Below are 25628 nucleotides of genomic sequence, written 5' to 3'. Positions count from 1 at the left end.
ACGGCGACCGTGGACCGGCGGCAGCGACCTCCCCACCGAAAGGTGACTCCGCCATGGACTGGGCCGGATGGGCGCTCTTCGGATCGGTGGCCACCACCGCCCTGACCGCAGTCATGATCGCCGCCCAACTGGCCGGTTACAGCCGCCTGGATCTGCCGCTCGTGCTCGGCACCGTCGTCACCGCCGACCCGGATCGTGCCCGGGTGGTCGGATTCTTCATCCACCTCGCGATCGGCCAGGCCTTCGCACTCGGCTACGCCGCCACCTTCGCGCTGCTCCACCGGGCGACGTGGTGGCTCGGCATGCTGCTCGGCCTGCTGCACGTCGCGGTCGCCTTGACGGTCCTGCTGCCACTACTGCCGGGCGTGCATCCGCGCATGGCCTCCCATCGAGCCGGGCCGCGGAGCACCGCGGTCCTCGAACCACCCGGCCTGCTCGGCCTGAACTACGGTGCGCAGACCCCCGCCGTCGCCGTCGCCGCCCATCTCGTCTACGGCACCGCACTCGGCCTTCTTCTCCAGGTGCGCTGAAATGACTTTCAGAATGACCGATTTCGACGAGAGTGGCATCGAGGACAGGGCGGGCACGCAGACCCGGATCGCGGACTACGGCCTGCTGGGCGACACCCGCACCGCGGCCCTGGTCTCCGGCGACGGATCGCTCGACTGGCTCTGCGTGCCCCGCTTCGACGGAGATCCCGTCTTCGGCCGACTCGTCGGCGGAGCGCCGGCGGGGCGGTTCCGGCTCGGGCCCGAGGGGCATGCCACCGTCGTCCGGCGCCGCTACCGCACGCACACCGCAACGCTGGAAACCACCTGGGACCTCGGCAACACCCGGCTCACCCTGAGCGAGGCGATGATCGCGGAGGTGGCCGGACGGCTGCTCCCGGCGACCGTCCTCGTGCGTCGCCTCTCCGTCGAGGGCGAAACCGCGCGCGCCGTCGTCGAATTCGATCCGAGGCTCGGTGAACGCCACCGCCCCCCGAAGGTGCGGCACGGTCCCGACCTCGTGTGCGAGTGGGGCTCGCTCGCCCTGTCCCTGGCCTGCGACTCCGGCACCCCGATCCCGCCGGGCCGGCCGACCTCGATCCTCGTGACCCCGCGGCATCCGGTCACCGTCGTCCTGACTGTGGCCCACCGCGAGCCGCTGATCCACCTCCCTCCCGCCGCGGCCTGGGAGCTCGTGACCGAGGACGAGGCACGCTGGCGGGCGTGGACGGCGGAGATCGCTCACGATCTGCCCTGTCGTGAGGCCGTCGTGCGAAGCCTGCTGACGCTGCGGCTGCTCACGTATTCCCCGTCGGGGGCGCCGATCGCCGCCCCGACGACGTCGTTACCCGAGTGGCCCGGCGGGGTCCGGAACTGGGACTACCGCTACGCCTGGCCGCGCGACGCCAGCATCGGCGTCGCAGCCTTCCTGGGCGCGGGCAAGGTCGACGAGGCACGCGGGTTCCTCGGATGGCTCCTGCACGCCAGCCGCCTGCAGCGGCCCCGCCTGCCGGTCCTGTTCACCCTCGACGGCCGGCACGCCCCCGCCGAACGCACCCTGCCGGGATGGCCGGGCTTCGCGGGCAGCGTACCCGTGCGGCTCGGCAACGACGCGGCCGATCAGCATCAGCTCGACGGCTACGGCTGGGTCGTCGACGCCGCATGGACGTTCGTCCGCTCCGGTCGGCCGCTGAATTCGGAAACCTGGCGCATGGTAAGGGGATTCGCCGATCACGTCTGTGCACGGTGGCGTGACCCGGACGCCGGCATCTGGGAGATCCGGGGCGACGCCGACCACCACGTGCACTCCAAGATGATGGCCTGGCTCGCCCTCGACCGGGCCCTGCGCATCGCCGAGACCCACCGCCTGTCCAGCCGTCGTCGCCGGCGCTGGCTCGCGGCGCGCGACGACCTCGCCGACGAGGTGCTCGCCCGCGGCTTCGACCGGATCGGAAATCGGTACACCCGCACCTACGGGTCGCGTGACATCGATGCCGCCCTGCTGGTGGTCCCCGTCCTGGGCATGGAGGATCCGGACTCGCACCGGGTGCGCGGCACGATCGACGCGATCCGCAGCGAGCTGTCGGCCGGAGGCCCTCTGCTCTACCGATATCCCCCCGGACAGGACGGGCTGCCCGGCGTCGAGGGCGCGTTCCTGCCGTGCTCCTTCTGGCTGGTCCAGGCGCTGGCCTTCACCGGCCGGCGGACCGAAGCCGGGGAACTGTTCGAAACGCTGCTGCGGCGCGCCGGCCCCCTCGGCCTGCTCCCGGAAGAGGTGGACCCGGGCACCGGCGCCTACCTCGGCAATTACCCGCAGGCGCTCACCCATGCCGCGGTGGTACAGGCCGCCCTCGCCCTCCGGGCTCACGGGGGAAGCGGATGAGCGGGGCCTCCGGGACCTTCTCTCCCCGGCTCCGGTGTGGAACAGTTTCCTCATGGCGATCCTCACGATCGCAGGCGTCGCGACAGCGGTGAGCGCATTCGCCTTCTACCGCCGGTGGCACCTGCGGTGGGGAGCGACGACCGCCGAGCACGCCGGTGCGATGCCCGGAGACGACATCCTCTCCTCGGCGACGTTCACTGCGACCCGTGCCCTCACGATCGAGGCGCCGGCCGAGTGCGTGTGGCCGTGGATCGTCCAGGTCGGCTACAACCGGGCCGGCTTCTACTCCTACGACCGTCTCGACAATCTGGGGCGGCCCAGCGCGACGACGATCGATCCGCGCCTGCAGTGCATCGAGGTCGGCGACGTGGCGGCGCCGATGGCGAGTCGGGCCACGGCGGCGACGTCCTTCCGGGTGCACTCCTTCGATCCGGGGCGCTGCCTCGTCTGGGCGAAGCCGGATTCGACGTGGTCGTGGCGCCTCGATCCCATCGACGACGGGCGACGGACCCGGCTCGTGAGCCGGTTGAAGGCCTCCTACCGGCCCACGCCGTCGCTTCCGCTCACCGTCGCGCTGATGGAACTGGCCGATTTTCCGATGATGCGCAGGATGCTGCTCGGCATCCGGGAACGCGCCGAACGCCTCGCCGGAGACGATCCCGCCTGTTCCCGGCAACGTCTGGAGGACACATGACTCGTACGACCGGCGACCTCGGCATGCTGCGGGCCGCGATGGAGGGCCCGGTTCTCGGACCCGGCGACGCGGACTACGACGAAGCGCGCACGGTGTGGAACGCCGACATCGACCGCCGCCCGGCCGCGATCGCACAATGCCGGAGCACCGCCGACGTGAAGGCGGCGATCGCCTACGCGACCGAGCACGGAATGGAGATGGCCGTGCGCGCGGGTGCGCACAGCACCGCGGGCGCCTCGGTCGTCGACGACGGCCTGGTGATCGACCTCGGATCGATGGATCACGTCGTCGTCGACCCGGAGAGCAGGCGAGTACGGGTCGGCGGGGGCGCACTGTTGCGTGACCTCGATGCCGCCACGCAGGCCCACGGGCTCGCCGTCCCGGCCGGTCTGATCAGTCACACGGGCGTCGCGGGACTGACGCTGGGCGGAGGAATGGGCTGGCTCACCCGGCAGGCCGGATTGAGCATCGACAACCTCGAGTCGGCCGAGGTCGTCACTGCCGACGGCCGGATCCTGCGTGCCGCCGAGGACGAGAATCCGGACCTGTTCTGGGCGATCCGGGGCGGCGGCGGCAACTTCGGGGTGGTGACGGAGTTCGAGTTCCGCCTGCACGAGGCCGGCCCCGTCGTGCAGTTCGGGCTCCTGTTCTGGGGCCTGGATCAAGGCACCGAGGTGTTGCGGCTCGCCCGGGAGGTCATCGATACGCTGCCCCGCGAGCTGAACATCGTGATCGCCGGCGTGAACGCCCCACCCGCCCCGTTCGTGCCCGAGCAATACCACCTCCAGCCCGGCTATGCCTTCCTTGTCACCGGTTTCGGAGCACCGCAGACGCACGAGGACGCGCTGGCGCGGATTCGGCGCGCTCTGCCACCGCTGTTCGAGTTCGTCACGCCGATGCCCTACGTCGACGTGCAGCAGCTGCTCGACGAGGGCAACGCGTGGGGCTTCTACTGCTACGACAAGGGTTGCTACGTCGAAGATCTCTCCGACGATCTGATCGCGACAGTCGTCGATGTCGTGCCGCAGAAGAACTCGCCCCTGTCGCTCCTGTTGTTCTACCGGCTGGACGAGGCGTACTGCGAAACGAGGGAGGACGACACCGCTTTCGGCGGCGGACGGACGCCACGCTTCGCCGTCTTCATCGTCGGCGTCTGCCCCGATCCCGGTCTGCTGCCACCGGAGCGGGCGTGGGTGCGGTCCGTCTGGGAGGCCCTGCGCCCGTATTCGGTCGGCATCGGCGCGTACGTCAACTCCATGGCCGAGTTCGAACAGGACCGGGTGCGCGCCGCCTACGGCCCCACCAAATATGCCCGACTGGCCGAGATCAAGGCGAAGTACGATCCGCACAACGTCTTTCATCGGAACGCCAACATCGTTCCCGATGTACGGCGCGCGTGACACCGACGGATGACCGCCCCACGTCCGGTGGGACGTGACCGGGCGACTACTCCCCCGACGGCCGATACGGATCGGTGATCTCACGGAGCAGGGTGAGCGCCTCGCGCAGCTGCTTCATCCGGCGCGCGCCGAGATGCTCGGTCCACTCGGCCTCGATCCGCGCCTCCTCGGCCCGGGCGACGTGGCCGGCCTCGGCGCCGCGCGGAGCGATCCGCACGAGTCGCGCGCGGGCGTCGGTGGGGTCGACCGTGCGTTCGACGTAGCCGGCCCGCTCGAGCTGGTCGACGAGGAAGCTGGCTGTCTGCTTGGCCACCTGGGCCTGTTCGGCGAGAACTGTCAGCCGGGTCCCACCGGGTCCGATCCGGGCGGCCACCCGCGCCTGGGCGAGCGTGATGTCGTCGTAGCCGGCGCGCCGCAGCGCCGCGAGAATGCGGTTCTCCGCCGAGCGCTGGGCGATGAACATCAGCACGGCGGCACTGAGGTCCTCGGCCATCATCCTCCCTTGCCGATAGTCCGATCATCGAACTATATTGGTACCAACATCGTACTGATTGTGCCCGTCCGGGAGGTGCGATATGACCGGCGAACCGATCGCCGGGGACTCGATTCCCCGCGGCCACGACGCCGTGCGCGTCTTCGAGGGCGCGAGTGCTGTCCGGCTTCGCGGACGTCTTCGAGCTCGAACGCACCAGGACCCGGGCACCGGTGTTCCGCTGAGACGGAAGGCTCCGGCGATGAACGACGACGAGGTGTGGGCCGCGATCGACAGCGAGCGACGACGCACGGCCGACCTGCTCGGGCAGCTGTCCGACGACGAATGGGTACAGCCGTCGCTGTGCGACGGCTGGACGGTACGCGACGTCGCGGCCCACCTGACCCTGCAGCAGCTGACCGTCGGGGACTGCGTCCGGATGGTTCTGCGTCATCCCGGCCCGCTGAACTCGATGATCTGCGCCGCCGCCCGCCGACGGGCGACCCTGCCGACCGACCGGTTGATCGCGGACCTGCGCGCGACGATCGGTTCCCGCCGCCGCAACGTGGGGCTGACCAGCCTCGAGCCCCTGAGCGACATCCTCGTGCACGGCCAGGACATCGCGATCCCGCTGCACCGCGACCTCGAGATGCCGGTGACCGCGGCGGCCGCGGCGGCCACCCGCGTGTGGTCCTTCGGCGGCAGGGGCAAGGCCCGGGTCTTCCGCTCCCTTCCGCTGCGCGGCTACCGGCTCACCGCCACGGACGTCGAATGGTCGGCCGGGGAGGGGCCGGAGATCCGGGGGCCGATCTCCGCGATCCTGTTGCTGCTCACCGGCCGCCGCGTGGCGCTGCCCCTGGTGTCCGGGCCGGGCGCGGACGAGTTGCGCGCGCGGTTGCCGGCCGGGTGATCAGGTTTCGGATGCGGCACGGCCCGCCCGGTCCGCTCCGCGCCACACCGCGGTACGACGAGTTCTCAACCCATGTGGGCGCGCAGCAGATCCTGGAACGGCGTGCCGGGGGCGCGCAGCGAGTTCCCCGACGAGCGCGGCCGCGCCGGGGAGGACGCGGGCGTGAAGCCGTCCACACCGGTCCGTTCACCGACGACGAGCGCTGCGAGTTCCTCGGCCGCCCGCCGGATCCGGCTGCCGAGGGCGGCGCCGGCCTCCCCGTCGCCGAAGTCCTCGGTCGCGGCGAACACGCCCGTGGGGACGACCACCGCGCGCAGGAACGTCAGCAGTGGACGCATCGCGAAGTCGAGCACCATCGAGTGCCGGGCCGAGCCCGCGGTCGCGGCGACGATCGTGGGCATGCCGTTCAGCGCGTCGGTGTCGAGCACGTCGAAGAACATCTTGAACAGGCCGCTGTAACTCGCGGTGAACACCGGAGTGACGGCGATCAGACCGTCGGCGTGCGACACCTGCTCACGCGCCCGCGCGACGGCCGGGGCCGGCAGGCCGCCGGTGGCGACCGTGATCGCGAGATCGGTTGCGAGATCGCGGAGTTCGATCACCTCGACATCCGCGGACTCACCCCGCGCGCCGACCGCCGCGGTGACGGCGGCGGCGATCCGGTCCGCCAGCAGACGCGTCGACGACGGTTGCGAGAGCCCGGCGGTGACGACGACGATGCGGCGGCTCATCGGGCGTCGGCCTCCTCGGCGGCGGACAGATCCACCTTTGCGGGAACCACGAGGCGGTGCGGGGAATCCGGACCCGCGGCGACGAGCGAGGCGTGCGTCGGGGGCTCCGACGGCACGTGCGCCGGGCGGCGTCGTTCGAACTCGGTGCGCAGCACGGGCACGACCTCGCGGCCGAGGATCTCGATCTGCTCGAGCACCACGTCGAGGGGCAGACCGGCGTGGTCCATGAGGAACAGCTGCCGCTGGTAGTCGCCCGCGTAGTCGGCGAAGCCCAGGGTGCGCTCGATCACCTGCTCGGGGGTGCCGACGGTCAGCGGGGTCGTCGCGGAGAAGTCCTCGAGCGACGGTCCGTGACCGTAGACGGGGGCGTTGTCGAAGTACGGCCGGAAGACGCGCTTGGCCTTCTCCTCGGTCTCCGCCATGAACACCTGGCCGCCGAGGCCGACGATCGCCTGGTCGGCGGCGCCGTGGCCGTACTGCTCGAACCGGGTGCGGTAGAGGCTGATCATCTGCTGGATGTGTTCCCGGTTCCAGAAGATGTTGTTGTGGAAGAAGCCGTCGCCGTAGAACGCGGCCTGCTCGGCGATCTCCGGCGAGCGGATCGAGCCGTGCCACACGAACGGCGGGGTGTCGTCGAGCGGCCAGGGGGTCGAGGTGTAGCCGCGCAGCGGGGTGCGGAACTTGCCTTCCCAATCGAGGGCCTTCTCCCGCCACAGGCGGCGCAGCAGGTGGTAGTTCTCGATCGCGAGCGGGATGCCCTGGCGGATGTCCTTGCCGAACCACGGGTAGACCGGGCCGGTGTTGCCGCGGCCCATCATGAGGTCGACGCGGCCGCCCGAGAGGTGCTGCAGCATCGCGAAGTCCTCGGCGATCTTCAGCGGATCGTTCGTCGTGATCAGCGTCGTGGCCGTGGAAAGGATCAGTTTCTCGGTCCTGGCGGCGATCCAGCCGAGCATGGTGGTGGGCGACGACGGGACGAAGGGCGGATTGTGGTGCTCGCCGCTCGCGAAGACGTCGAGCCCGACCTCCTCGGCCTTCAGCGCGATCTCCGTCATCGCGACGATGCGTTCGTGCTCGGTGGGTACGCGGCCCGTGGTGGGGTCGCGGGTCACGTCGCCGATGGTGAAGATGCCGAACTGCACGATGAGCCTCCGTCAATAGTTGATTACTCAACTATACGAACCGGTGCGGTGCGGGCGATATTCCGGCCACCCGGACACCGGCGCGGCGGCATGTCAGAAGACGGGCAGGCCCAAGCGGCGCCGCAGGCGCAGGTCGACCAGATACGCCTTCCACGGAATGCTCCACAGTCCCGGCGTCAGCCGGTGCACGGCGCGCAGCAGGCGCAGGTACCGGGCGAAGGCGCGCTGGTCGTCCGACGACCACTCGAATTCCATGACCGCGCGGAATTCCGGCGGTAACGCTCCTCGTGTGACGAGCCGGAACGGGCGGCCGAGCGCTCGGTGTATCGCGTAGCCGGCCCGGCCCAGCCGGACCTCGAGGAAACGGAGGTCCGCCAGGGCGGCGAGATAGGTACGGACTTCGTCCGTCATCGACACCTCGTCCAGGCCCGCACGCCACACGCTGTCGTACTCCTCGCGCGTGACCGGCCACGCCCCGGGCCGCACGTTCAAGGTGGTGCCCAACGTGGCCCCGTCGCGAAGCACCCGCTCGTACTCGGCGTCGGTCAACGGACCGTGCAGGTATTCGTACTGGTCGACGAAGTACTTCAGCAGGCACACCGCCACCCACAACTGCAGCTTGGGAGAGTTGGCGCTGTAGGGGGTCACCGAATCCGGCCCGGACACGACCCGGGCGTGGATTCGCCGTACCGCTTCCCGCACGTAGGCGCGATCGTCCTCGTTGCCGAATACCGCCACCGCGAGGTACGTCGTGGTGGTGCGGGCGCGCTTGACGGGATGCAGATCCGCCCGGCCGGAGTGCACCGCGCTCTCGATCACTCCCTGCCCCACTCCGGGCACGGCCAGTTGCATGATGACATTCGCCGCGTTGATCGATCCCCCCAGAGGCGAGACAAGATCACCGACGGTACGGATCGTCCGCATACACCCTCCATCTGACAACGATCGTACTCACTTTACGCTGCACATCGACCCCACCTCAACGGCCCGCAGACCATTCGATCGAGCGTCGCCGGGTGCTCGCTACGGAGCGGGACGCGAGCGGGACCGTCTGCCGGGTCCACGATTCGGGCCCGCCCTCGGAGGCAGCCGAGGCACCATGTGTCGATCGGCATCGACGCCGGCGCGCCCGACCGCACAGGGCCGGCCGTCCACGGCCGGAAGTCACGAGGAAGGCACGGCATGGAACATGTCGACCGCGGCGCCCTGGACGCCCAGCGCGGACACTGGCAGCGCACCTATCGCGACAACCCGACGATGTACGGGCCCGCACCGAGCGAGCCAGCCCGGCGCGCCCTCGAGCTGTTCGACCGCGAGCAGGTGCGTGAGGTCCTCGAACTCGGCGCCGGCCAGGGCCGGGACACGCTGGCCTTCCTCCGGGCCGGGTTGTCGGTGACCGCGCTCGACTACGCGCCCGAGGGCCTCGGCGAACTCCGGCGCGGCGCGGCCGAGGCCGGCGTGGCCGACCGGCTCACGACCCGCGTGCACGACGTGCGTGAACCCCTGCCCGTCGCCGACGCGTCCGTCGACGCCGTCTACAGCCACATGCTCTTCAACATGGCCCTCACCACCGAGGAGATCGACGCGCTCGGCACCGAAGTGCATCGGGTGCTGCGCCCGGGCGGCTGGCACGTCTACACCGTGCGGCACACCGGCGACGCCCACTTCGCCACCGGGACGGACCGTGGCGACAACCTGACCGAGCACGGCGGGTTCGTCGTCCACTTCTTCGATCGGGCACTCGTCGAGCGTCTGGCGCAGGGATTCACCGAACCGCAGGTGGAAGCCTTCGAGGAAGGCGGCCTGCCGCGGCGACTGTGGCGCGTCACGCAGCAGAAGATCCGGCCCACGCCCGCGGGATGACGCCCTTTCGCGCATTTCGCGCCCCCGGACACCCGCCGGACGCGAGGATGGGCGACATGGTCGGCAGGCTCGCCCTCGTAGGGCTGATCGCGGCGTGCAGCATCGCGACCGCCGCACCCACGGCGGGCGCCGAACAGCGTGCCGCAGAGGCAACGACCGGCCCGCCGCAGGGCACCTTCGGCGCCGCGCTCGCCTACTCGCTGGCGCATCCCGGCGTCGTCCCGGCCGGGACGAACGATGTCGACTGCGTGCCCACACCGGCGCACCCCGAACCGGTGGTGCTCGTCCACGGCTTCCTCGAGAACTCCTACGCCAACTGGGCCGGATTGGCACCGGCGCTGAAGGCCGAGGGGTACTGCGTGTTCGCACTCGACTACGGCGCACCGCCGGGCGAGCCGTTCAAGGCGCGCGAGCCGATCCCGGACGCCGCCGGCGAACTGGCGGCGTTCGTCGACACCGTCCTGGCCGAAACCGGCGCCGAGCGAGTGAGCATCGTCGGTCACTCCAAGGGCGGCGCCGTCCCCCGGTGGTACGTGCGGTTCCTCGGCGGGGCGGACAAGACCAGCCGCATCGTCGGGCTGGCGCCGGCGAACTACCCTTCGCTCGGGCCGCCGTCGGTCGCGCAGGATGCCGTGCTCGCCGAGCTCAACGCCGGCAGCGACACCGTCGAGGGCGTCTCCTACACGGTCGTCGCCACCAGATACGACCAGGTGATCATCCCCTACACGGCGTCGTTCCTCACCGGGCCCGGCGCGCAGAACATCCTGCTGCAGGACGTGTGCCCCGCGAACACCGCCGACCACGTCTCGATCCCCTACGATCCGGTCGCCGAGCAGCTGGTGCTGGCCGCGCTGGACCCGGCCGGGGCGCGGCCGGTCGTGTGCTGAGCGCCGCCCCTACCCGCCGGGCAGGCGCCGCGTTCCGCCGATCACGAGGGTGACCTCCACGTCGACGTCGCGCAGCCCGGCCTCGTTCAGGGCGTCGCGCAGGGTCGCCGGATCCGCCTCGGGCGGCGGCCCGAGCACCTCGATCCACAGCACGGACTCGCGGAATCCGATGTCGGTGATCACCCAGCCCTGCTCCTGCGCCCACTGCTCCGCGACGGGGGCGACGTCGGCCTTCAGCGTCTCCTGCCGGATCACTCGCGTGCTGGACACCCCCAGGGGGACCGCGACGAGCACGACCGCGGCGACGACCGTGAGCACGCTGAGGCCGCGCAGGTCCCCGACCGTACGGCCGGCGCGGTGCGCCGCCCCGCGCACCCCCGCCAGCAGAAAGACCAGGGTGCCGGTGGCGACGATGGCGGCGACGTTGGTGGCGAACAGCAACAGGGCCCCACCGGCCTGCCGCGGCGCGCCGGACTCGAGGGTCAGGCCGACCACCGCGAGCGGCGGCACGAGCGAGATCGCGATCGCCACCCCGGGCAGGGTGTCGGACACATCGCGGCGCACCAGCGCGAAGGCCCCGACCGCACCGGTGGCCAAGGCGGCGACGAGGTCGATCATCCGCGGCGCGACCCGTCCCGCCACCTGGCTGTTGTTCTGCGCGAGCACGTCCAGCGGATCGAGCAGGCCCACCGCGAATCCGGTCGCGACCACCGCGGCCGATCCTGCCACGACGAGCAGCGCGGAGGCGATCAGGTTGCGGTGGTCGTTGAGGACGACGGCCAGCGCGGTCCCGACGATCGGCGTCATCAGCGGCGCCACGATCATGGCGCCGATGACGGTGGCGGTCGAGTCCGCGACGACGCCCGCCGAGGCGATGACCGCGGCCAGCACGAGCAGGGTCCAGAACGTCGCGCGCCGGGAACGGGGCCGGGCGTCCTCGGACAGGAACAGGGTGGAGGTCATCCGCTCGATGTCCTCGGTGGTGGGTCTCACGAAAGCCTCCTGGTGCGTCGTTCCGCGAGTGCATCACAGCAGACGCCGCGCGCCCACAGGATCGGGACACCGGTCCCTTCCGTCCGGGACACCGGTCGCGACACGATGTCCCGCACCGGACGGAGGAGGACGCACGCGGTGACGACGGACGAGGCGGTGACGACGGACAAGGCGGCGACACGACCCTCGACGCTGATCGCTGCCCTCCCGCACCGCTACCGTGCCGTGCTGCACTTGCGCATCGCGTGTGGCCTGTCGATCACCGACACGGCCCGTGCCCTGAACACCGATGCCACCTCCGTCCGGCTCGCCCAGCACCACGCCCTGAACCTGCTCCGGCAGCAGCTCGGCCACTCCCGGAACATGTCGGACCCCCGGCGCACACTGATCACAGAACCGGGGACCACCTCGCCCGGACGTACCGAGGAGGAGCGAGTGCCATGGAAACGGGGTGTGGGGCCTTCTTCAGCTGGACCTCACGACGGGTGACGTTGCCGCACTGCCTGCGTGCCGTCGCGGCGGGAACACCCACGCAGTCCGGGCTGACTCTCGATCACCGGGTCGCCTCGGGCACCGTCCGCGGCCGGCTGCTGGCCTATCACGACGCCGACGACGACGCCGACTACGTGGCCCTGCTGGTCGGCGACGTGGCCGGATCGGACGACGTGCCCGTGCGGGTGGTCGACGAGGAGCGACTGCTGGTGGAGGGTGCGCGCAGCACCGAGCCGGCGGAGATCCTCGTGGGCGCCCCCGACGCCCGCGACCCGGATGCGGAGCAGCGGGAGCTCGACCGGCAGCTGTGCCTGGGCGGCCCCGTGCGTTCGATGCTCGCGCATTCCGGTGCCCGTTCGGTCACCGTGGACTGGTGCGCGGTGGCCGCGGCATAGCTTGCGCGGAACGGACTTGACCTCGAGTCGACTCGAGGTTGAACGATGAGCGACGTCAGTTCATCGGCCCTTCCGGAGGACACCATGAGTGTTGTCAAGCCTCTCGACCGCACCACCACGTCGACCCTGCCCGCCTTCTCGCTCAGCCGTCCGATGGCGGTGCTCGTCCCGGTCGTCGTGGCTCTCGTCGCCAACGTCGCACTGTGGCTCGTCGGCCTCGCCGCCGGCGGCTCGTTCGAGGTGACCAACGGCGACACCGTCGAAAGCGCCGCCCCGGGCGGCGTTCTCGTCATGACCGTCGTCCCGCTCACCGTCGGCACGAGTCTCGCGGCGCTGCTCAGCCTGCGCTGGTTCGGCATCATCCGCGTCGCCGAGGTCGTCGGCGCGGTGGCCGCGCTCGGCACCATCGCGTCGACGATCGTCGCCGACTTCGACACCCCGAGCACGATCACGCTGTCGCTGATGCACGTGGTGATCGCACTTGTCGTCGTCACGGGGCTCGAGGCGATGCGCAACCGCATTGCAGCCCAGCAGTAACCACCGGGGCGACGCAACCGTCCCGGGGAACCGGCCCGAAGGTCCCGATTGTCGCGGGACCTTCGGGCCGCCGCCGCACCCTCCGGCGACGGTGACCTACGGCACGGAGACCGACGCGTCTTCCGTTCCTCCCCAGGCACCTTCGCGGCGATGCGGGCACCGCCTGCAGGTGGTGCCGGTCGCACACGCGGCGCCGGCATTTCGTCCACATGCTTCGTCCACAGGACCGAAGTACCCGACCGCCCGGGACGTACGTCCCGAGATCTGTTCCCCGGCCGACCGTTCCGGGCACAGGGCGATTCGCGACAAGCAGTATTCCGCCCTAGAGTCGCTCCCCGGTGCGACGCGTCCGGCATGCGCCGCGCCGCACACGGACAGGATCGCGGAGGTGGCGGACATTGTGGACCCGAGACTGTGTGCGCTGATCCGCAGTAACGTCGAGGCCGTGTCCGCCCGCCCGGACGGCCTGCAAACCCTGTCGAAAGCGTTCTACGCCAACCTGTTCGCGCGTCATCCCGAGACCCGGCAGTACTTTCCCGCCGCCATGGGCGAGCAACGCGAACGCATCCTGCACGCCGTCGTCCACGTGGTGGACCGGCTGAGCCGACCCGAGACCGTCGTCCCGTTCCTCGAGCAGCTCGGCCGCGACCACCGCAAGTACGGCATCGAGCTGTGGCAGTACAAGGCGCTCACCGAGGCCCTGATCGATGCGGTGGCGCAGGCCGCCGGCGACGACTGGACCACCGAGCTCGACGACGCATGGCACCACGCGCTGCACCTCGTCGCCACCACGATGACCGAGGCCGCGGCCGCCGAAACCGGCCCCGCCGCCTGGGTGGGCACCGTCGTGGAGCACCGCAGACCGCTCGACGACGTCGCCGTCGTGCGCCTGCGGCTCGACCAGCCGATGGCGTACGAGCCGGGACAGTACGTGAGCGTGCAGGTTCCGGGGCGGCCGCGCATGTGGCGTTACCTGTCACCGGCGACGCCGCCGGACGCGGACGGCGCCGTGGAGTTCCATGTCCGTCGCGTCTCCGGCGGCTGGGTGAGCCCGTACATCGTGAGCCACGCCCGCGTCGGCGAGACGTGGGTGCTCGGCTCACCGATCGGCGCCCTGGGGGCGGAGACGATGCGGCCCGGCCCCGGTCGGCCGCGCCCGCTGCTGATGATCGCGTCGGGTACCGCGATCGCCCCCATGCGGGCCCAGCTCATGGCCCTCGCCCGGCGTCCCGCCACGCGGGCGGTCACCGTGTTCTACGCCGGGCGCTACCCGTGCGATCTCTACGACCTGCCGACCCTGTGGCACCTCGCCCGCACCAACCCGTGGCTGACGGTCGTGCCCGTGACCGAGTCGCCGACCGACCCGTGGTGGTTCACCGGCCCCACCGATCCGCCGGCCGGGCTGTCCCTCCTGGAGGGCCCGGTGAGCCGGTGCGTCGCCGAGGCCGGGGACTGGTCGGGGCACGACGTGCAGATCGCCGGGTCCCCCGCCATGATCCAGGCGACCAAGTTCCGGCTGCAGGCCACCGGCGTGCCCGCGGACCGCATCCGCCACGACCCGCTCTACTGACGACCGCGCTCGGTCAGGACCGGTTGAGCCGCGCGATCCGGCCGCTGAGGACCGTGGCGAACGCGCACCACACCGCGTACGGGCCGAGCGCGGCCCCCGCCGCCGGCTTCGCGAGGGCGGCGCGGCGCGCCAGGTCGGCGCTGCTCACCGCGAGCGCCCCGGCGACCACCGTCGCCGGCACGAGCCGATGCGCCTTGAAGAACACCCACGACCAGGACGCGTTGAGTGCCAGGTTCACCGCGAGGGCGGCCCGGTAATAGGTGGCCTCGTCGACCCGCGCCTCCGATTCGAGCTCGTCGATGGCCACCGCGGAACTCACCGCGATGTCGCCGTACAGCGCCGTCCACACGACGGGGAAGACCGCACTCGGCGGCTGGAACGACGGCTTGCGCAGTCGCCGGTACCAGCGTGTGTCCACGTCCCGGGAGGCAATCGATCCCACCACCGCCGTCGCGGCGGTCGCCGCGGTCGTTCCGAGCAACGTGCGGCCGAACATGCTCGACATACCTGCTCTCCTTACTCCCGCCGTCGGCGAGGTCATCACATCGCGAGGTCGTGGATCTGGGGGAAGGGCCGCTGCGGATGCGGCGGCGAGGGCTCGGGATCCGGCTCCGGCGGGAACGGCGGCTGCGGCTCCGGTGGGGTCGGCACCGGGTTCGGCTCCGGTGGGAACGGCGGCGGCGGCGTGGGCGTCGGCGGGATCGGCGGGGCAGGCTCGGGCGAGCCCGGCTCCGTGTCCGGGTCCGGTGCGGTCAGGCCGGGGACGATCATGGCGGGTCACTTCCGATCATCGGCGAGCGGTGTTCCGGGGATACCCGGTGCCGCGGCGGCGCAACCCCAGGTTCGGCACGTCAACAGCGTCGACGGCCGCACGTCTCCGTAGTGCTTGTGCAGATCCGTGACCGTGACGACATCCATGCGACTCCTCCCCTTCGGTCCCATCGTGCGCGTGCGGCGGGATGCCCGCACCCCGAACGCCCCGGGGGCTCACTGCCGGCGACGGCGCACCCGCTTGTACACGGAGTCGACCACGAGGACCGCGGGGATGCCCAGAAGCGCGACCCCCAGCGCCTCGAGCGGCGGAACCGCGTGCCCGAGAACGTCGGCGACCGGGCCGACGCCGAGGAAGACGACGAGGGCGACGAGTTCGGCGAGCACGGCCCACAGCAGCAGCCGGTTCGAGCCCCACCCGAGCTGCCACGGCGGCCGGGTCGCGCTGCGACAGGCGAACGCGGTGCCCACCTGACCGAGGACGACGGCGGTGAACGCGGCACCGGAGGCAGCGAGAAGTGCCGTCCCGGTGGGAAACTCGCCCCCGGGGCGCCAGCCCGCGACGAGCAGCGCCACGAGGAACGCGCTCATCTCGACGATCGCCTCCGTCGGCCCGAGCACACCGAACACCCGGACCAACAGGGTTCCGTCGACGAGGTGGCGGCGTTCCGGCGGGCGTTTCAGCGTGTCCCGGCTCGGGGGCTCGCCACCGAGGGCGAGCGCCGGCAGCAGATCGGTGCCGATGTCGATGCACAGGATCTGCAGCACCCCCAGGGCGAGCGGGAACTGCCCGCCCGACAGGCCCCACAGCGCGAAGGGCGTCAGTTCGGCCACGTTGGAGGTCAGGTGATAGCTGAGGAAGCGGCGGATGTTGGCGTAGGTGGCACGGCCCTGTTCCACCGCGGTGAGGATGGTCGCGAAGTCGTCGTCGAGCAGCACCAGATCGGCGGCCTCGCGCGCGACGTCCGTGCCGCCCTCACCCATCGCCACCCCGATGTCGGCCTGCCGCAGGGCCGGTCCGTCGTTGACGCCGTCACCGGTCATCGCCACCACGTGGCCGCGGTCCTGCAGGGTCTTGGCCACGCGCAGCTTCTGCTCGGGCGAGACGCGGCTGATCACGATGCCGTCCCGGTCGAGCAGGGCACCGAGCAGCTGATCGTCCTCGGGCAGGTCCTTGCCCTGCACCACCAGGCCCGCGGGCCCGAGCAGCCCGATCTCGCGGGCGATGGCGCGCGCGGTCTCTGGATGGTCGCCGGTGAGCATCGCGACCTTGATGCCGGCGCTGCGGGCGGCCCGCAACGCGGCCGGGACGGCGGTCCGCGGCGGATCCTCCATGCCGAGCAGGCCGAGGAGTTCGAGGTCGCGTTCGGCGAGGTCCGGGTCGGTCTCCACGCCGGGATCGGTCAGGGTCCGGCGGGCGACGGCGAGCACCCGCAGGCCCCGCGACGCCATGTCCGCGAGCGCCTCCTCCGCCCGGTCGACGAGTTCGCCCGGGTCGGCGCAGCGCGGAAGCACCGCGTCCGGGGCGCCCTTGAGGAGCAGCTGCCCGCCCACGATCACCGATTCGCGGCGGCGCCGGGGGTCGAACACGAACCGGCGGGTGACCGGCCCCGGCTGTGCGCCGGGGCCGGCGAGACGGGCCGCGAACGCGGCGATCGCCGCCTCCATCGGGTCACCGACCGCCCGCCACTCGTCGTCGTCGAGGGTGATCCCACCCTTCGAGGCGGCCGCACCGGCGAGACCGGCGGTCGCGGCCGCCGCCACCGCCGGCTCCGGGCCGGTCACCTCACCGGTGGGCGCATACCCCTCCCCGCGCACCGCGACGGTCCCGGCCGGGGTCCACGCCTCGACGACGTTCATCTGGTTCTGGGTGAGCGTGCCCGTCTTGTCGGTGCAGATGAACGTCGTCGAACCGAGGGTCTCGACGGCCTCGAGATTGCGCACCAGCGCGTTGTCGCGGGCCATGCGCTGCGCCCCCATCGCCAGCGACAGCGTCACGGTGGGCAGCAGTCCCTCGGGCACGAGGGCGACGGTGATGCCCACCGCGAAGAGGAAGGCGTCCTGCCAGGAGATCCCCACCAGGAGAGACACGGCGAAGAACACCGCGCCGACGCCGACGGAACCGAAGGCGAGCGTCCGGACGATGCGCTGGATCTCCAGATCGAGCGGGCCGGGTGGACGTCGCACCGAAGTGGTCAGGGCCGCGATACCGGCGAGGCGGGTGTTCGCACCCGTCGCCGTGACGATCCCTTCGGATTCGCCCTCGGCGACGAATGTTCCGGCGAACACGGCCGCGCCGGCCGTGCGGAGCACCGGTTCGCTCTCCCCGGTGAGGGTGGATTCGTCGAAGGTGCAGCGGCCCGCGACCGCGAGGGTCAGATCGGCCGGGACCCGGTCGCCGCCGGTGAGCACGACGACGTCGCCGACCACCAGGTCGCGGGCGTCGACGGTGCGCACCGCCCCGTCGCGCCGCACGACGATGGTGGTGGGCAGCAGCTCGCCCAGGCGTTCGGCGGCCTTCTCGGCGCGCTCCTGCTGCACGAAGGCAAAGATGCCGTTGACGACGATCACCACGATCACGGCGATGCCCAGCTCCGGCATGCCCGCAACGAACGCGAGGGCCGAAGCGAACCACAACAGCAGCGCGAAGAAGTGCGTGAGCTGCGCGATCAGCCTGCGCCACCACGGCACCCGTCGCGCGGCCGGAAGCTGGTTCGGCCCGTCCCGGCGGAGCCGCGCGGCGGCCTCCCGGCCGGTGAGCCCGTCGCTGTCGAGCAGCCGCGCACCGGAATCTGCCTGCACACCGCCTCCTCGCCCACGGGATCGACGTGTCACCGCGACGAGGAGCGGGTACAGCACACCGGGACCGGTCCCGCCGCTGCGGCAGCCCCAGCGTAACGGCATCCGGTCCGGGCCGCGGGACGTCACGGGACACGGCTGCGCCCCGCCGGTTCCGTGCCGGCGGGGCGCAGCCGATCGTCCGTCAGGCGTGTTCGAGGCGGATGCCCTTGGTCTCCTTCATGAAGACGCAGGCGATGCCGGTCAGCACGCACAGCACCATGATGTACACGCTGAACGCCCATCCGATGCCGCGGCCGATCAGGAGCTGATTCAGGTACGGGGCGGTTCCGCCGAACACCGCGACGGAGAACGAGTACGCGAAGCCGATCGCCTGGGTCCGCAGCCGGGTGGGGAAGCTCTCCGACAGCGTCGCCGACAGCACCGACGCGGGGACGGACACGACGAGCAGCGCGACGGTCGTCGCGACGAGCAGGGTCCATCCGGCCGAGGAGATCATCATCGTCAGCGGCAGCTGCAGCACGAGCATCAGTGCGGCGAACGCGAACAGCATCGGGCGGCGGCCGATCCGGTCGGACAGCATGCCCCAGAAGGGCAGGGAGACGAGCGCGATCGACTGGGCGATCACCGACATCCAGTAGGCGACGTCGGGGTCCATCCCCTGCTGGGTGATGGCGTAGGTGGCGACGTACGACGTCCAGGTGTAGTGGGCGGCGGTGATGCCGGAGGTCATGCCGATCATCAGCAGGATCGCGCGGACGACGGTCTTCCGCGGGATGCGCGGCTGCTCGTCCTGCTCCTGGTGGGCGTCGAACACGTCGCTCTCGTCCATGCTGCGACGCAGGTACAGGGCGACCAGGGCCAGGCAGGCGCCGATGAGGAACGGGATGCGCCAGCCCCATTCGGCGACGGCGGTTTCGGAGAGCGACGAGGTGACGGCGCCACCGATGCTGTAGGCGAGGACCGAGCCACCGAAGATCGCGATGAAGGCGACGCTGCCCCACATCCCGCGACGGTGCGGCGGGGCGATCTCACCGACGTACGAGTAGGCGGTGGCCGATTCGCCGCCGTGGGCGAAGCCCTGCATGATCCGCGCGGCGAGCAGGATCAGCGACGCCCACGCCCCGATGGACTCGTAGGTGGGCATGATGCCGATGACGAGGCTGCCCGTCGCCATCATGAGCATCGTGGTGACGAGGACGAACTTGCGGCCCCGCCGGTCGGCGATGCGGCCGAACACGATGCCGCCGAGGGGGCGCATGAGGAAGCCGACGGCGAAGACCGCGAGCGTGGACAGCAGCGCGGAGATCGGATCGGAGTTGTTGAACATCACCGCGGCGATGAACGGTGCGAAGACCGCGTAGGCGCTCCACTCGTACCACTCGAGCACGTTGCCGACCGCGCTGGCGAACAGCGATTTCTTCTTCGATGCCAGGGTGGGCGCGGTGTCGACCGCACCCCGGGTGTTCCGGACGTCGGTGTTCACGTCGTATCTCTTTTCGTTCGCGGGAGCGGTGGCCGAATGTCACATGGGTTCGATGTGACCGAACCCGTGTGACATTCGGTCACGCCGGAGGGGACGGACCGTCAGGCGGTCGGGGTGGGGATCGTGCGGTCGCGCAGGTCGCTGCGCCGGATCTTGCCGGTCTGGGTCTTGGGGAGGTTCTCGACGATGTGGACCCGGCGGGGCCGCTTGTAGGCGGCGAGGCGGTCGCGGACGAAGTCCACGAGCTCGCGCTCGGTGGCGTGGGCGTCGCGTTCGAGCGACACGTACGCCACCACGGATTCGCCCTGGTAGTCGTCGGGCTGGCCGACGACGGCGGCCTCGTGGACGGCGGGATGCTCGTACAGGGCGTCCTCGACCTCGCGGGGCCACACCTTGTATCCGGAGACGTTGATCTGGTCCTTCAGGCGGTCCACCAGGTAGACCCAGCCGTGCCGGTCGATGATCGCACCGTCGCCGGTGCGCAGCCGCCCGTCCGGCAGGGTGGCGGCGGACGCCTCGGGGTTGCGCCAGTACCCGGAGATCACCTGCGGGCCGGACAGTTCCAGTTCACCCTGCTTGCCGGGTTCGACGTCGGCGCCGTCCGCGTCGACGACACGCGCGTCGAGCAGGGGCAGCGGGACACCGATCGCGAGGGTGCCGCTGGCGGGGTCGACGGGTGCCCGCCGCCCGGGCGGTACCGCGATCACGCCGGAGGAGGTCTCGGTCATGCCGTAGGCGTTGTGGATGTACTTGCCGAACTTCGCTTCGAACTTCTCCACGGTCGCGGGCGGGATCGGCGCGCCGCCGGAGTAGAGGGTCTTGATCGAGGCGAAGTGGCGGGCCTCGGCGCCGGGGGTTTCGTACAGGGCGTTGAACACCGTGATCGAGCCGATCGTGAACGTGACCCCGTGCTCGACGAGGGCCTCGAGCGCGACCTCGGCGTTGAAGCGGTTCGCGAAGACCAGGGCGGTGTCGTGCACCAGCGCCAGCGTGGCGTTGATGACGGCGCCGGTGATGTGGAACAGCGGGGCGACGGCGAACACCGCGTCGCCGGCGGCCAGGCCGACGAAGGAACCGAAGGTGGTGGCCACGGCCAGCACGTTGGCGTGGGTGTTCATCGCACCCTTCGGCGGACCGGTGGTGCCGGAGGTGTAGGCGAGCAACGCGACGTCGTCGCCGGTGATCTCGACGTGGGGCGGCCGCCGGCCCCGGTGTTGTTCGATCAGCTCGACGAGGTCACCGTCGGGCGCGGCCACGGCGCGGTCCGTCGACGGGAAGACCCGGGCGTCGTCGCGGGTCTGGAAGTCCAGGTCACTGGTGCTGAAGATCCACCGCACGGAGCTGTCGCGGACGGTGTCCGCGGTCTCCGCGACGGCGGTGTCGGCGCACACGATGCCGACGATCTCGGCGTCGTCGACGAGGCGGCGCAGTTCGGCCCGCCGGTACATGGGGTTGAGCACGAGCGCCGCGGCCCCGAGCTTCCACAACGCGAGCAGGGTCAGCGCGTACTGGGGGATGTTCTGCAGGTAAATGCCCACCCGGTCGCCGCGCTGGACGCCACGGGCGGCGAGGGCGACGGCGAGGGCGTCGGAGAGCTCGTCGGTCTCGCGGGCGGTCAGCACACCGTCGAAGTAGGCGATGGCCTTGCCGTCCGGGTTGGCATCCACGCGGGCGCGCCACGCGTCCACCAGGGAGACGAACGGCACCGCCGGCTCGGGATCGAGCCCGTTCGGGTAGAGCGCGGTCCAGGGGCGCTTCTCGGACGTCACGACGCAGTTCCTTCCACTCGACTGCGGAACCTTCCCACCGCCACGACCGATCGCTCGGTCGGTAAGCGGTCTGTTAGTAGTGTCCTGGGCCACACAAGCGCCTGTCAAATCGGGCACACCACACTCGCGCCGTCCGCGTCGACGGCCTGGCCTGGGCATTCCCGGAGTGGGAGAATCGGAGATCGACCGGCTCCCGGCGCACGATGCGACGAGCGGTCGGAAATCGTCGGTGGGCGGTCGAGGACCGCACGTCGGTGCGAGCGGACACGTCTGACGGAAGGCCGAGACGATGGACGACCTGGAGACCCGGCACGCGCAGGTCCTGCTCGAATGGGACGACGGACGCGCCGGCTACGGCCCCGGCGCGACGGTGCGCATCGGCCGCGACCGATCGATGGACGTCACCCTCGACCACCCGGTGGTCTCCCGCGAACACGCGTTCCTGCACTGGGACGAGGGGTGGTATCTCGTCGACTCCGGCAGCAAGAACGGGCTTTTCGTCGACGGCCGCCGGGTGGAGCGGGTCCGGGTCACCGGGACCGTCGTCGCCAGGCTCGGCGACCGGGCCGAGGGACCCGACCTCCGGATCTCCGTCGCCGAACCCGAGGCGACCCGCGAACGCAGATGGGGCCTGCTCGACCAGCTGACCGCGGTCCGCGCCGGCGACACCCGCGGACCGCTGCGCCGGCCCCGCCCCGCGCCCCGGCCCGGCGACGTGTCGATCGGCCGCGCCGCCGACAACGCCGTCGTCGTCCCCGACGTCCTGGCCTCCCGGCAGCACGCGGCCCTGCGCACCGGACCGTCCGGTCTCGAGATCGAGGACCTCGGCAGCGTCAACGGCACCTTCGTCGCCGGCACCCGGATCACCCGCGCCGCCCTCACCGAGGGCGACGTCGTGACGATCGGCAACACCGACCTCGTCGTCCGGGACGGCACCCTCGTCCCCCGGGAGAAGGTGGCGGCTCCCGCGACCGGTGGCCTGCGGGTCCGCGCCGTCGGGCTGACCATCGACGGGAATCGTCGACTGCTCCACGACGTCACCCTGGCCGCGCCGCCCGGCACGCTCACCGCCGTCATCGGCCCCTCCGGCGCCGGCAAATCCACCGTGGCCAAGATCGTGTCCGGCACCGGCAACCCCACCGACGGGGTCGTGGAGTTCGACGGCCACAGCGTGCACGCCGAATACCAGGCCCTGCGCTCCCGGATCGGTCTCGTCCCCCAGGACGACGTGCTCCACCGGCAACTCACCGTCCGCGAGGCCCTCGGCTACGCCGCCGAACTGCGGCTGCCGCCGGACACCACCCGCGCCGACCGCGACGAGGTGATCGCCCGGGTGCTCGCCGAGCTACAGCTCACCGAGCACGCCGGCACCCGCGTCGACCGCCTCTCCGGGGGCCAGCGCAAGCGCGCGTCGGTCGCCCTCGAACTGCTCACCGGGCCGTCGCTGCTGATCCTCGACGAACCCACCTCCGGCCTCGACCCGGCGCTCGACCGGCAGATCATGACCACGCTGCGCCGCCTCGCCGACTCCGGCCGGGTCGTCCTCGTCATCACGCACTCGCTGTCCTACCTCGAACTGTGCGACCAGGTGCTGCTGCTCGCCCCCGGCGGCAAGACCGCCTACGTCGGGCCGCCCGGCGAGGTCGGCGCCGCCCTCGGCAGCACCGACTGGGCGGAGATCTTCGCCCGCGTCGCGGCCGAACCCGACGCGGTGCACGCCGAGCACCTCGCCCGCAGCGCGGCCGTCGACCATCCCCCCGCCGCCGCCCCCGGGCCGCTGGGCCGCCCCGCCCACACCTCCCGCCGCCGACAGCTGAGCACCGTCGCCCGGCGGCAGATGCGGCTGATCCGTGCCGACCGCGGCTACCTCGTCTTCCTGTCACTGCTGCCGTTCATCCTCGGCGGGCTGTCGATCCTGGTGCCCGGCAGCGACGGATTCGGCCCACCGAGCCCGGGGGCGGAGCCCGGCGAGCTGGCGTTCATCCTCATCCTGCTGATCCTCGGCGCCTGCTTCATGGGCTCGTCGCTCACCGTCCGGGACCTCGTCGGTGAACGGATGATCTACCACCGCGAACGCGCCGCCGGGCTCGCGCCCTCGGCGTACCTGATCGCGAAGATCGTGGTGTTCTGCGCCGCCGCGATCGTGCAGTCGCTCGTGCTGGTCCTCGTCGTCCTCGTCGGCAAGGGCACCCCCGGGCCCGGCAGCGTGATCCCCTCCGGCAGCGTCGAACTCGTCGTCGACATCGCGCTGACCACGTGCGCCTGCGTGGTGGTCGGCCTGGCCCTGTCGGCCGTCGCCCGGTCCGGCGAACAGGTGATGCCGCTGCTCGTCGTGACGGTCATGGTGCAACTCGTGCTCAGCGGCGGCCTGATTCCCATCACCGGGCGCGCCGTGCTCGCCCAGCTGTCGTGGCTGTCGCCGTCGCGCTGGGGCTATGCCGCGACCGCCTCGACCGTCGATCTGCGTGCCAAGGACCCGACCGCCGAGGCCGACGTGCTGTGGCAGCACGCCCCGTCGTGGTGGCTGCTCTCCGCCGGGATGCTGCTCCTCCTCGGCATCGTCTACGCCACGTTCACCTACACCCGGTTGCGGCTGCGCGCCCGGTGAGCGCGATGCCGATGTCTCACACGAGGACGAGCGCGACGGCGACCGCGATGTCGAGGACGGCGCAGAACTCGGCGAAGGAACGGTCCACGGTGACGCGGAGCCGATGGTGGACGAGATCCCACACGCCGTGCAGGAACCATCCGGCCGCGACGATGTACCGGGCGACGTCCGGATCGACGGCGAGCGCGACCAGGCCGAGCGCCCCGAAGGCGATCATGCCGGCCGCCTGGACGAGGAAACGGCGGTCGCGCAGCCGGCCGCGCACCGCGCCCACGACGACCACGACCGCCGCCGCGGCGCCGATCAGCACCGTCGACGGCACGACGTCCAGCGCCCGCACCACGAACCACGCCGTGTAGGAGGCCGGGAACACCGCCCACACCGCACGCGGGCGGTCGAGCACGGCCGTGACGAGATACAGGAACGGCAGCAGCATCATCATCTCGGTGAGGATCTCGACGCTCGCCTCGGCGGGCGTGCCGATCAGGGCGAACGCAAGAGCCGCCACCGTCGGCCAGCGCTGCGCCAGGAAGGCCGGCCCGGCCGAGCGGCGCGATGCGGGGCGGGCCGTGCTCACGGCCGTCGTGGTGTCCATGAGGTCTCCCGGGGGCAGTGGTGGGGGATGCCTCCACGATCGGCGGCCGGGGCCGGCCGGGCGAGACCCGGGCGCCGGACAGGTCCGGAAATTTGGGATCCCTGTCCGCCGGACACGTCGCGTCCGGGCCCGGCCCCGGTTACGGTCGACGGTGTGGACGAACGACTCGTGGTGGTCGTCGGCTACGACCGGGCGGAGCTGCTCGACATCGCCTGCGTGACGACCACGTTCGCGGCGGCGAACCGGTTCGGCGCGGTCCCGGCGTACCGGGTCGAGCTGGCCACCCCCGGCGGGGCCGCGATCACCTGCGACACCGGGCTCGTGCTGGCCGGACAGCGACGGCTCGAGCGGCTCGTCGGAACGCTCGACACCCTCGTGGTCTCCGGTGGCTTCGGGCACATCGACATGGCCGACGACGCCCGGTTCGTCGGCCACGTGCGCCGCCTGGCGCGGGACAGCCGCCGGGTGGCGTCCGTGTGCACGGGCGCCTCCGTCCTCGCGGCCGCCGGTCTGCTCGACGGCCGTCGCGCCACCACCCACTGGGCGTTCGCCGATCGGCTCGCCGCGCGGTATCCGCAGGTGCAGGTGGATCCGTTGCCGATCTTCGTGCGCGACGGGCACGTCGCCACCGCCGCCGGCGTGACCAGCGCCCTGGACCTCGCCCTCGCGTTCGTCGAGGAGGACCACGGCCCCGACATGGCCCGCCGGGTCTCCCGGGCCCTCGTCACCTACCTGCAGCGGCCGGGCAACCAGGCGCAGATGAGCATGTTCACCACGGCCCCCGAACCGAAGGACCGCGGGATGCGGCGCCTCGTCGACCACATCACCACCCACCTCGACGGCGATCTGTCGGCCGCCGCGCTCGCCGCGCTCGCCGGGATGAGCGAACGGCACCTCACCCGGATGTTCCTGCACCACCTGCACGACACACCCGCCCGCTACGTCCGCCGGGTTCGGCTCGAGTCCGCCGCCGTCCTGCTCACCACCACGTCGCTACCGGTCACGGCGGTCGCGGCGCGCTGCGGCTTCGGCACGGCCGAGACGCTGCGGCAGGCGTTCACCCGTCGCTACGGGGCGTCACCGGCGGCGTTCCGCGCCGGTCACTCGCGTACCGCGGCCCGGCACACCGGGGTCGGCTGAGCGG

General features: G+C 71.5%; 25 protein-coding genes. 13 read left to right on the top strand and 12 right to left on the bottom strand.

Annotated elements, in window-relative coordinates:
- The first annotated feature begins 53 nt into the window (after window positions 1-53).
- Genes OCS65_RS02550 through OCS65_RS02535 form a run of 4 tightly spaced genes read left to right on the top strand, consistent with a single transcriptional unit; the run spans window position 54 to window position 4464 of the window.
- Window positions 54-530, top strand: a complete 477-nt coding sequence (locus OCS65_RS02550; protein WP_006944153.1) for a hypothetical protein — start codon at window positions 54-56, stop codon at window positions 528-530.
- A 13-nt stretch (window positions 531-543) separates the two neighbouring features.
- On the top strand, window positions 544-2370 hold the full coding sequence (locus OCS65_RS02545; protein WP_231772299.1) for a glycoside hydrolase family 15 protein: 1827 nt from the start codon (window positions 544-546) through the stop codon (window positions 2368-2370).
- A gap of 52 nt (window positions 2371-2422) precedes the next feature.
- The gene (locus OCS65_RS02540) at window positions 2423-3064 is read left to right on the top strand and encodes a hypothetical protein (protein ID WP_006944155.1); all 642 of its coding nucleotides are present in this window, start codon (window positions 2423-2425) and stop codon (window positions 3062-3064) included.
- Window positions 3061-4464, top strand: a complete 1404-nt coding sequence (locus OCS65_RS02535) for an FAD-binding oxidoreductase (protein WP_029546646.1) — start codon at window positions 3061-3063, stop codon at window positions 4462-4464. Before OCS65_RS02540 ends, OCS65_RS02535 begins: the two co-directional genes overlap by 4 nt.
- A 46-nt stretch (window positions 4465-4510) precedes the next feature.
- Here OCS65_RS02535 and OCS65_RS02530 read toward each other — a convergent pair whose 3' ends face one another.
- Complete coding sequence (locus OCS65_RS02530; RefSeq protein WP_080688420.1) at window positions 4511-4957, bottom strand: MarR family winged helix-turn-helix transcriptional regulator; 447 nt, start codon at window positions 4955-4957, stop codon at window positions 4511-4513.
- Between the two features lie 241 nt (window positions 4958-5198).
- Here OCS65_RS02530 and OCS65_RS02525 point away from each other — a divergent pair, with 241 nt between their 5' ends.
- Entirely contained in the window at window positions 5199-5846 is a 648-nt protein-coding gene (locus OCS65_RS02525) for a maleylpyruvate isomerase family mycothiol-dependent enzyme (protein ID WP_029546648.1), read from the top strand.
- A gap of 65 nt (window positions 5847-5911) precedes the next feature.
- Here OCS65_RS02525 and OCS65_RS02520 read toward each other — a convergent pair whose 3' ends face one another.
- The 3 genes from OCS65_RS02520 to OCS65_RS02510 all read right to left on the bottom strand — a co-directional run bounded on the left by OCS65_RS02520 (window position 5912) and on the right by OCS65_RS02510 (window position 8643).
- Window positions 5912-6577, bottom strand: coding sequence for an FMN reductase (locus OCS65_RS02520; protein WP_050036127.1), 666 nt, complete (start codon window positions 6575-6577; stop codon window positions 5912-5914).
- Entirely contained in the window at window positions 6574-7719 is a 1146-nt protein-coding gene (locus OCS65_RS02515) for an LLM class flavin-dependent oxidoreductase (protein WP_006932509.1), read from the bottom strand. Before OCS65_RS02515 ends, OCS65_RS02520 begins: the two co-directional genes overlap by 4 nt.
- Before the next feature lie 93 nt (window positions 7720-7812).
- The gene (locus tag OCS65_RS02510; RefSeq protein WP_043796829.1) at window positions 7813-8643 is read right to left on the bottom strand and encodes an oxygenase MpaB family protein; all 831 of its coding nucleotides are present in this window, start codon (window positions 8641-8643) and stop codon (window positions 7813-7815) included.
- A 258-nt stretch (window positions 8644-8901) separates the two neighbouring features.
- Between OCS65_RS02510 and OCS65_RS02505 the strand changes: the two genes are divergently transcribed.
- Both OCS65_RS02505 and OCS65_RS02500 read left to right on the top strand, forming a co-directional pair.
- Window positions 8902-9582, top strand: coding sequence for a class I SAM-dependent methyltransferase (locus OCS65_RS02505; protein WP_043796830.1), 681 nt, complete (start codon window positions 8902-8904; stop codon window positions 9580-9582).
- Window positions 9583-9629: 47 nt separating this feature from the next.
- Window positions 9630-10469: an esterase/lipase family protein gene (locus tag OCS65_RS02500; RefSeq protein ID WP_080688417.1), complete on the top strand. Its 840-nt coding sequence runs from the start codon at window positions 9630-9632 to the stop codon at window positions 10467-10469.
- A gap of 9 nt (window positions 10470-10478) precedes the next feature.
- On the opposite strand, the gene OCS65_RS02495 is transcribed toward OCS65_RS02500, so the two are convergent.
- Complete coding sequence (locus OCS65_RS02495) at window positions 10479-11462, bottom strand: DUF389 domain-containing protein (RefSeq protein WP_102800089.1); 984 nt, start codon at window positions 11460-11462, stop codon at window positions 10479-10481.
- Window positions 11463-11600: 138 nt separating this feature from the next.
- Here OCS65_RS02495 and OCS65_RS02490 point away from each other — a divergent pair, with 138 nt between their 5' ends.
- The 4 genes from OCS65_RS02490 (at window position 11601) to OCS65_RS02475 (ending at window position 14456) form a co-directional block, all read left to right on the top strand.
- Window positions 11601-11951 carry a sigma factor-like helix-turn-helix DNA-binding protein gene (locus OCS65_RS02490; protein WP_006932498.1) on the top strand — a complete coding sequence of 117 codons (351 nt, stop codon included), beginning with the start codon at window positions 11601-11603 and terminating at the stop codon, window positions 11949-11951.
- Entirely contained in the window at window positions 11903-12349 is a 447-nt protein-coding gene (locus tag OCS65_RS02485) for a hypothetical protein (RefSeq protein ID WP_065923311.1), read from the top strand. The genes OCS65_RS02490 and OCS65_RS02485 overlap by 49 nt, the downstream gene beginning before the upstream one ends.
- Window positions 12350-12394: 45 nt before the next feature.
- Window positions 12395-12886, top strand: coding sequence for a DUF6069 family protein (locus tag OCS65_RS02480; protein WP_420833228.1), 492 nt, complete (start codon window positions 12395-12397; stop codon window positions 12884-12886).
- A gap of 400 nt (window positions 12887-13286) precedes the next feature.
- Window positions 13287-14456 carry a globin domain-containing protein gene (locus OCS65_RS02475; protein WP_043796911.1) on the top strand — a complete coding sequence of 390 codons (1170 nt, stop codon included), beginning with the start codon at window positions 13287-13289 and terminating at the stop codon, window positions 14454-14456.
- 13 nt (window positions 14457-14469) lie between these two features.
- Here OCS65_RS02475 and OCS65_RS02470 read toward each other — a convergent pair whose 3' ends face one another.
- From OCS65_RS02470 to OCS65_RS02445, 6 genes are all read right to left on the bottom strand, one after another.
- On the bottom strand, window positions 14470-14961 hold the full coding sequence (locus tag OCS65_RS02470) for a TspO/MBR family protein (RefSeq protein WP_006943512.1): 492 nt from the start codon (window positions 14959-14961) through the stop codon (window positions 14470-14472).
- A gap of 35 nt (window positions 14962-14996) precedes the next feature.
- On the bottom strand, window positions 14997-15227 hold the full coding sequence (locus OCS65_RS02465) for a hypothetical protein (RefSeq protein WP_029546658.1): 231 nt from the start codon (window positions 15225-15227) through the stop codon (window positions 14997-14999).
- Window positions 15228-15233: 6 nt separating this feature from the next.
- On the bottom strand, window positions 15234-15374 hold the full coding sequence (locus OCS65_RS02460; RefSeq protein WP_231772297.1) for a hypothetical protein: 141 nt from the start codon (window positions 15372-15374) through the stop codon (window positions 15234-15236).
- A gap of 69 nt (window positions 15375-15443) precedes the next feature.
- Window positions 15444-18029 (bottom strand): cation-translocating P-type ATPase, encoded by a 2586-nt coding sequence (locus OCS65_RS02455; protein WP_231772296.1) that lies wholly within the window; start codon window positions 18027-18029, stop codon window positions 15444-15446.
- A gap of 181 nt (window positions 18030-18210) precedes the next feature.
- Complete coding sequence (locus tag OCS65_RS02450; RefSeq protein WP_029546660.1) at window positions 18211-19512, bottom strand: MFS transporter; 1302 nt, start codon at window positions 19510-19512, stop codon at window positions 18211-18213.
- A 101-nt stretch (window positions 19513-19613) separates the two neighbouring features.
- Entirely contained in the window at window positions 19614-21281 is a 1668-nt protein-coding gene (locus OCS65_RS02445; protein ID WP_102800090.1) for a class I adenylate-forming enzyme family protein, read from the bottom strand.
- 289 nt (window positions 21282-21570) lie between these two features.
- On the opposite strand from OCS65_RS02445, the gene OCS65_RS02440 reads away from it, so the two are divergent.
- Entirely contained in the window at window positions 21571-23889 is a 2319-nt protein-coding gene (locus OCS65_RS02440) for an FHA domain-containing protein (protein WP_231772295.1), read from the top strand.
- 16 nt (window positions 23890-23905) lie between these two features.
- On the opposite strand, the gene OCS65_RS02435 is transcribed toward OCS65_RS02440, so the two are convergent.
- A complete protein-coding gene (locus tag OCS65_RS02435) occupies window positions 23906-24484 on the bottom strand; it encodes a hypothetical protein (RefSeq protein ID WP_231772294.1) in 579 nt (192 codons plus the stop codon).
- 153 nt (window positions 24485-24637) lie between these two features.
- On the opposite strand from OCS65_RS02435, the gene OCS65_RS02430 reads away from it, so the two are divergent.
- A complete protein-coding gene (locus OCS65_RS02430; protein WP_185713297.1) occupies window positions 24638-25624 on the top strand; it encodes a GlxA family transcriptional regulator in 987 nt (328 codons plus the stop codon).
- The last annotated feature ends 4 nt before the right edge of the window (window positions 25625-25628 follow it).

It is taken from the genome of Rhodococcus aetherivorans, from assembly GCF_025722975.1.
Taxonomy (GTDB): domain Bacteria; phylum Actinomycetota; class Actinomycetes; order Mycobacteriales; family Mycobacteriaceae; genus Rhodococcus; species Rhodococcus aetherivorans.
Note: the sequence above shows the minus strand (reverse complement) of the source record. Positions and strands in the feature narration are given on the sequence as shown.

Excerpts from the sequence above, each read along its gene's own strand:
- OCS65_RS02440 (WP_231772295.1), top strand. The coding sequence starts at position 21,571 with ATGGACGACCTGGAGACCCGGCACGCGCAGGTCCTGCTCGAATGGGAC.
- OCS65_RS02470 (WP_006943512.1), bottom strand. The coding sequence starts at position 14,961 with ATGTCGAGCATGTTCGGCCGCACGTTGCTCGGAACGACCGCGGCGACC.
- OCS65_RS02520 (WP_050036127.1), bottom strand. The coding sequence starts at position 6,577 with ATGAGCCGCCGCATCGTCGTCGTCACCGCCGGGCTCTCGCAACCGTCG.
- OCS65_RS02460 (WP_231772297.1), bottom strand. The coding sequence starts at position 15,374 with ATGGATGTCGTCACGGTCACGGATCTGCACAAGCACTACGGAGACGTG.
- OCS65_RS02485 (WP_065923311.1), top strand. The coding sequence starts at position 11,903 with ATGGAAACGGGGTGTGGGGCCTTCTTCAGCTGGACCTCACGACGGGTG.
- OCS65_RS02540 (WP_006944155.1), top strand. The coding sequence starts at position 2,423 with ATGGCGATCCTCACGATCGCAGGCGTCGCGACAGCGGTGAGCGCATTC.
- OCS65_RS02505 (WP_043796830.1), top strand. The coding sequence starts at position 8,902 with ATGGAACATGTCGACCGCGGCGCCCTGGACGCCCAGCGCGGACACTGG.
- OCS65_RS02535 (WP_029546646.1), top strand. The coding sequence starts at position 3,061 with ATGACTCGTACGACCGGCGACCTCGGCATGCTGCGGGCCGCGATGGAG.
- OCS65_RS02530 (WP_080688420.1), bottom strand. The coding sequence starts at position 4,957 with ATGGCCGAGGACCTCAGTGCCGCCGTGCTGATGTTCATCGCCCAGCGC.
- OCS65_RS02545 (WP_231772299.1), top strand. The coding sequence starts at position 544 with ATGACCGATTTCGACGAGAGTGGCATCGAGGACAGGGCGGGCACGCAG.
- OCS65_RS02510 (WP_043796829.1), bottom strand. The coding sequence starts at position 8,643 with ATGCGGACGATCCGTACCGTCGGTGATCTTGTCTCGCCTCTGGGGGGA.
- OCS65_RS02435 (WP_231772294.1), bottom strand. The coding sequence starts at position 24,484 with ATGGACACCACGACGGCCGTGAGCACGGCCCGCCCCGCATCGCGCCGC.
- OCS65_RS02525 (WP_029546648.1), top strand. The coding sequence starts at position 5,199 with ATGAACGACGACGAGGTGTGGGCCGCGATCGACAGCGAGCGACGACGC.
- OCS65_RS02480 (WP_420833228.1), top strand. The coding sequence starts at position 12,395 with ATGAGCGACGTCAGTTCATCGGCCCTTCCGGAGGACACCATGAGTGTT.
- OCS65_RS02550 (WP_006944153.1), top strand. The coding sequence starts at position 54 with ATGGACTGGGCCGGATGGGCGCTCTTCGGATCGGTGGCCACCACCGCC.
- OCS65_RS02500 (WP_080688417.1), top strand. The coding sequence starts at position 9,630 with ATGGGCGACATGGTCGGCAGGCTCGCCCTCGTAGGGCTGATCGCGGCG.
- OCS65_RS02465 (WP_029546658.1), bottom strand. The coding sequence starts at position 15,227 with ATGATCGTCCCCGGCCTGACCGCACCGGACCCGGACACGGAGCCGGGC.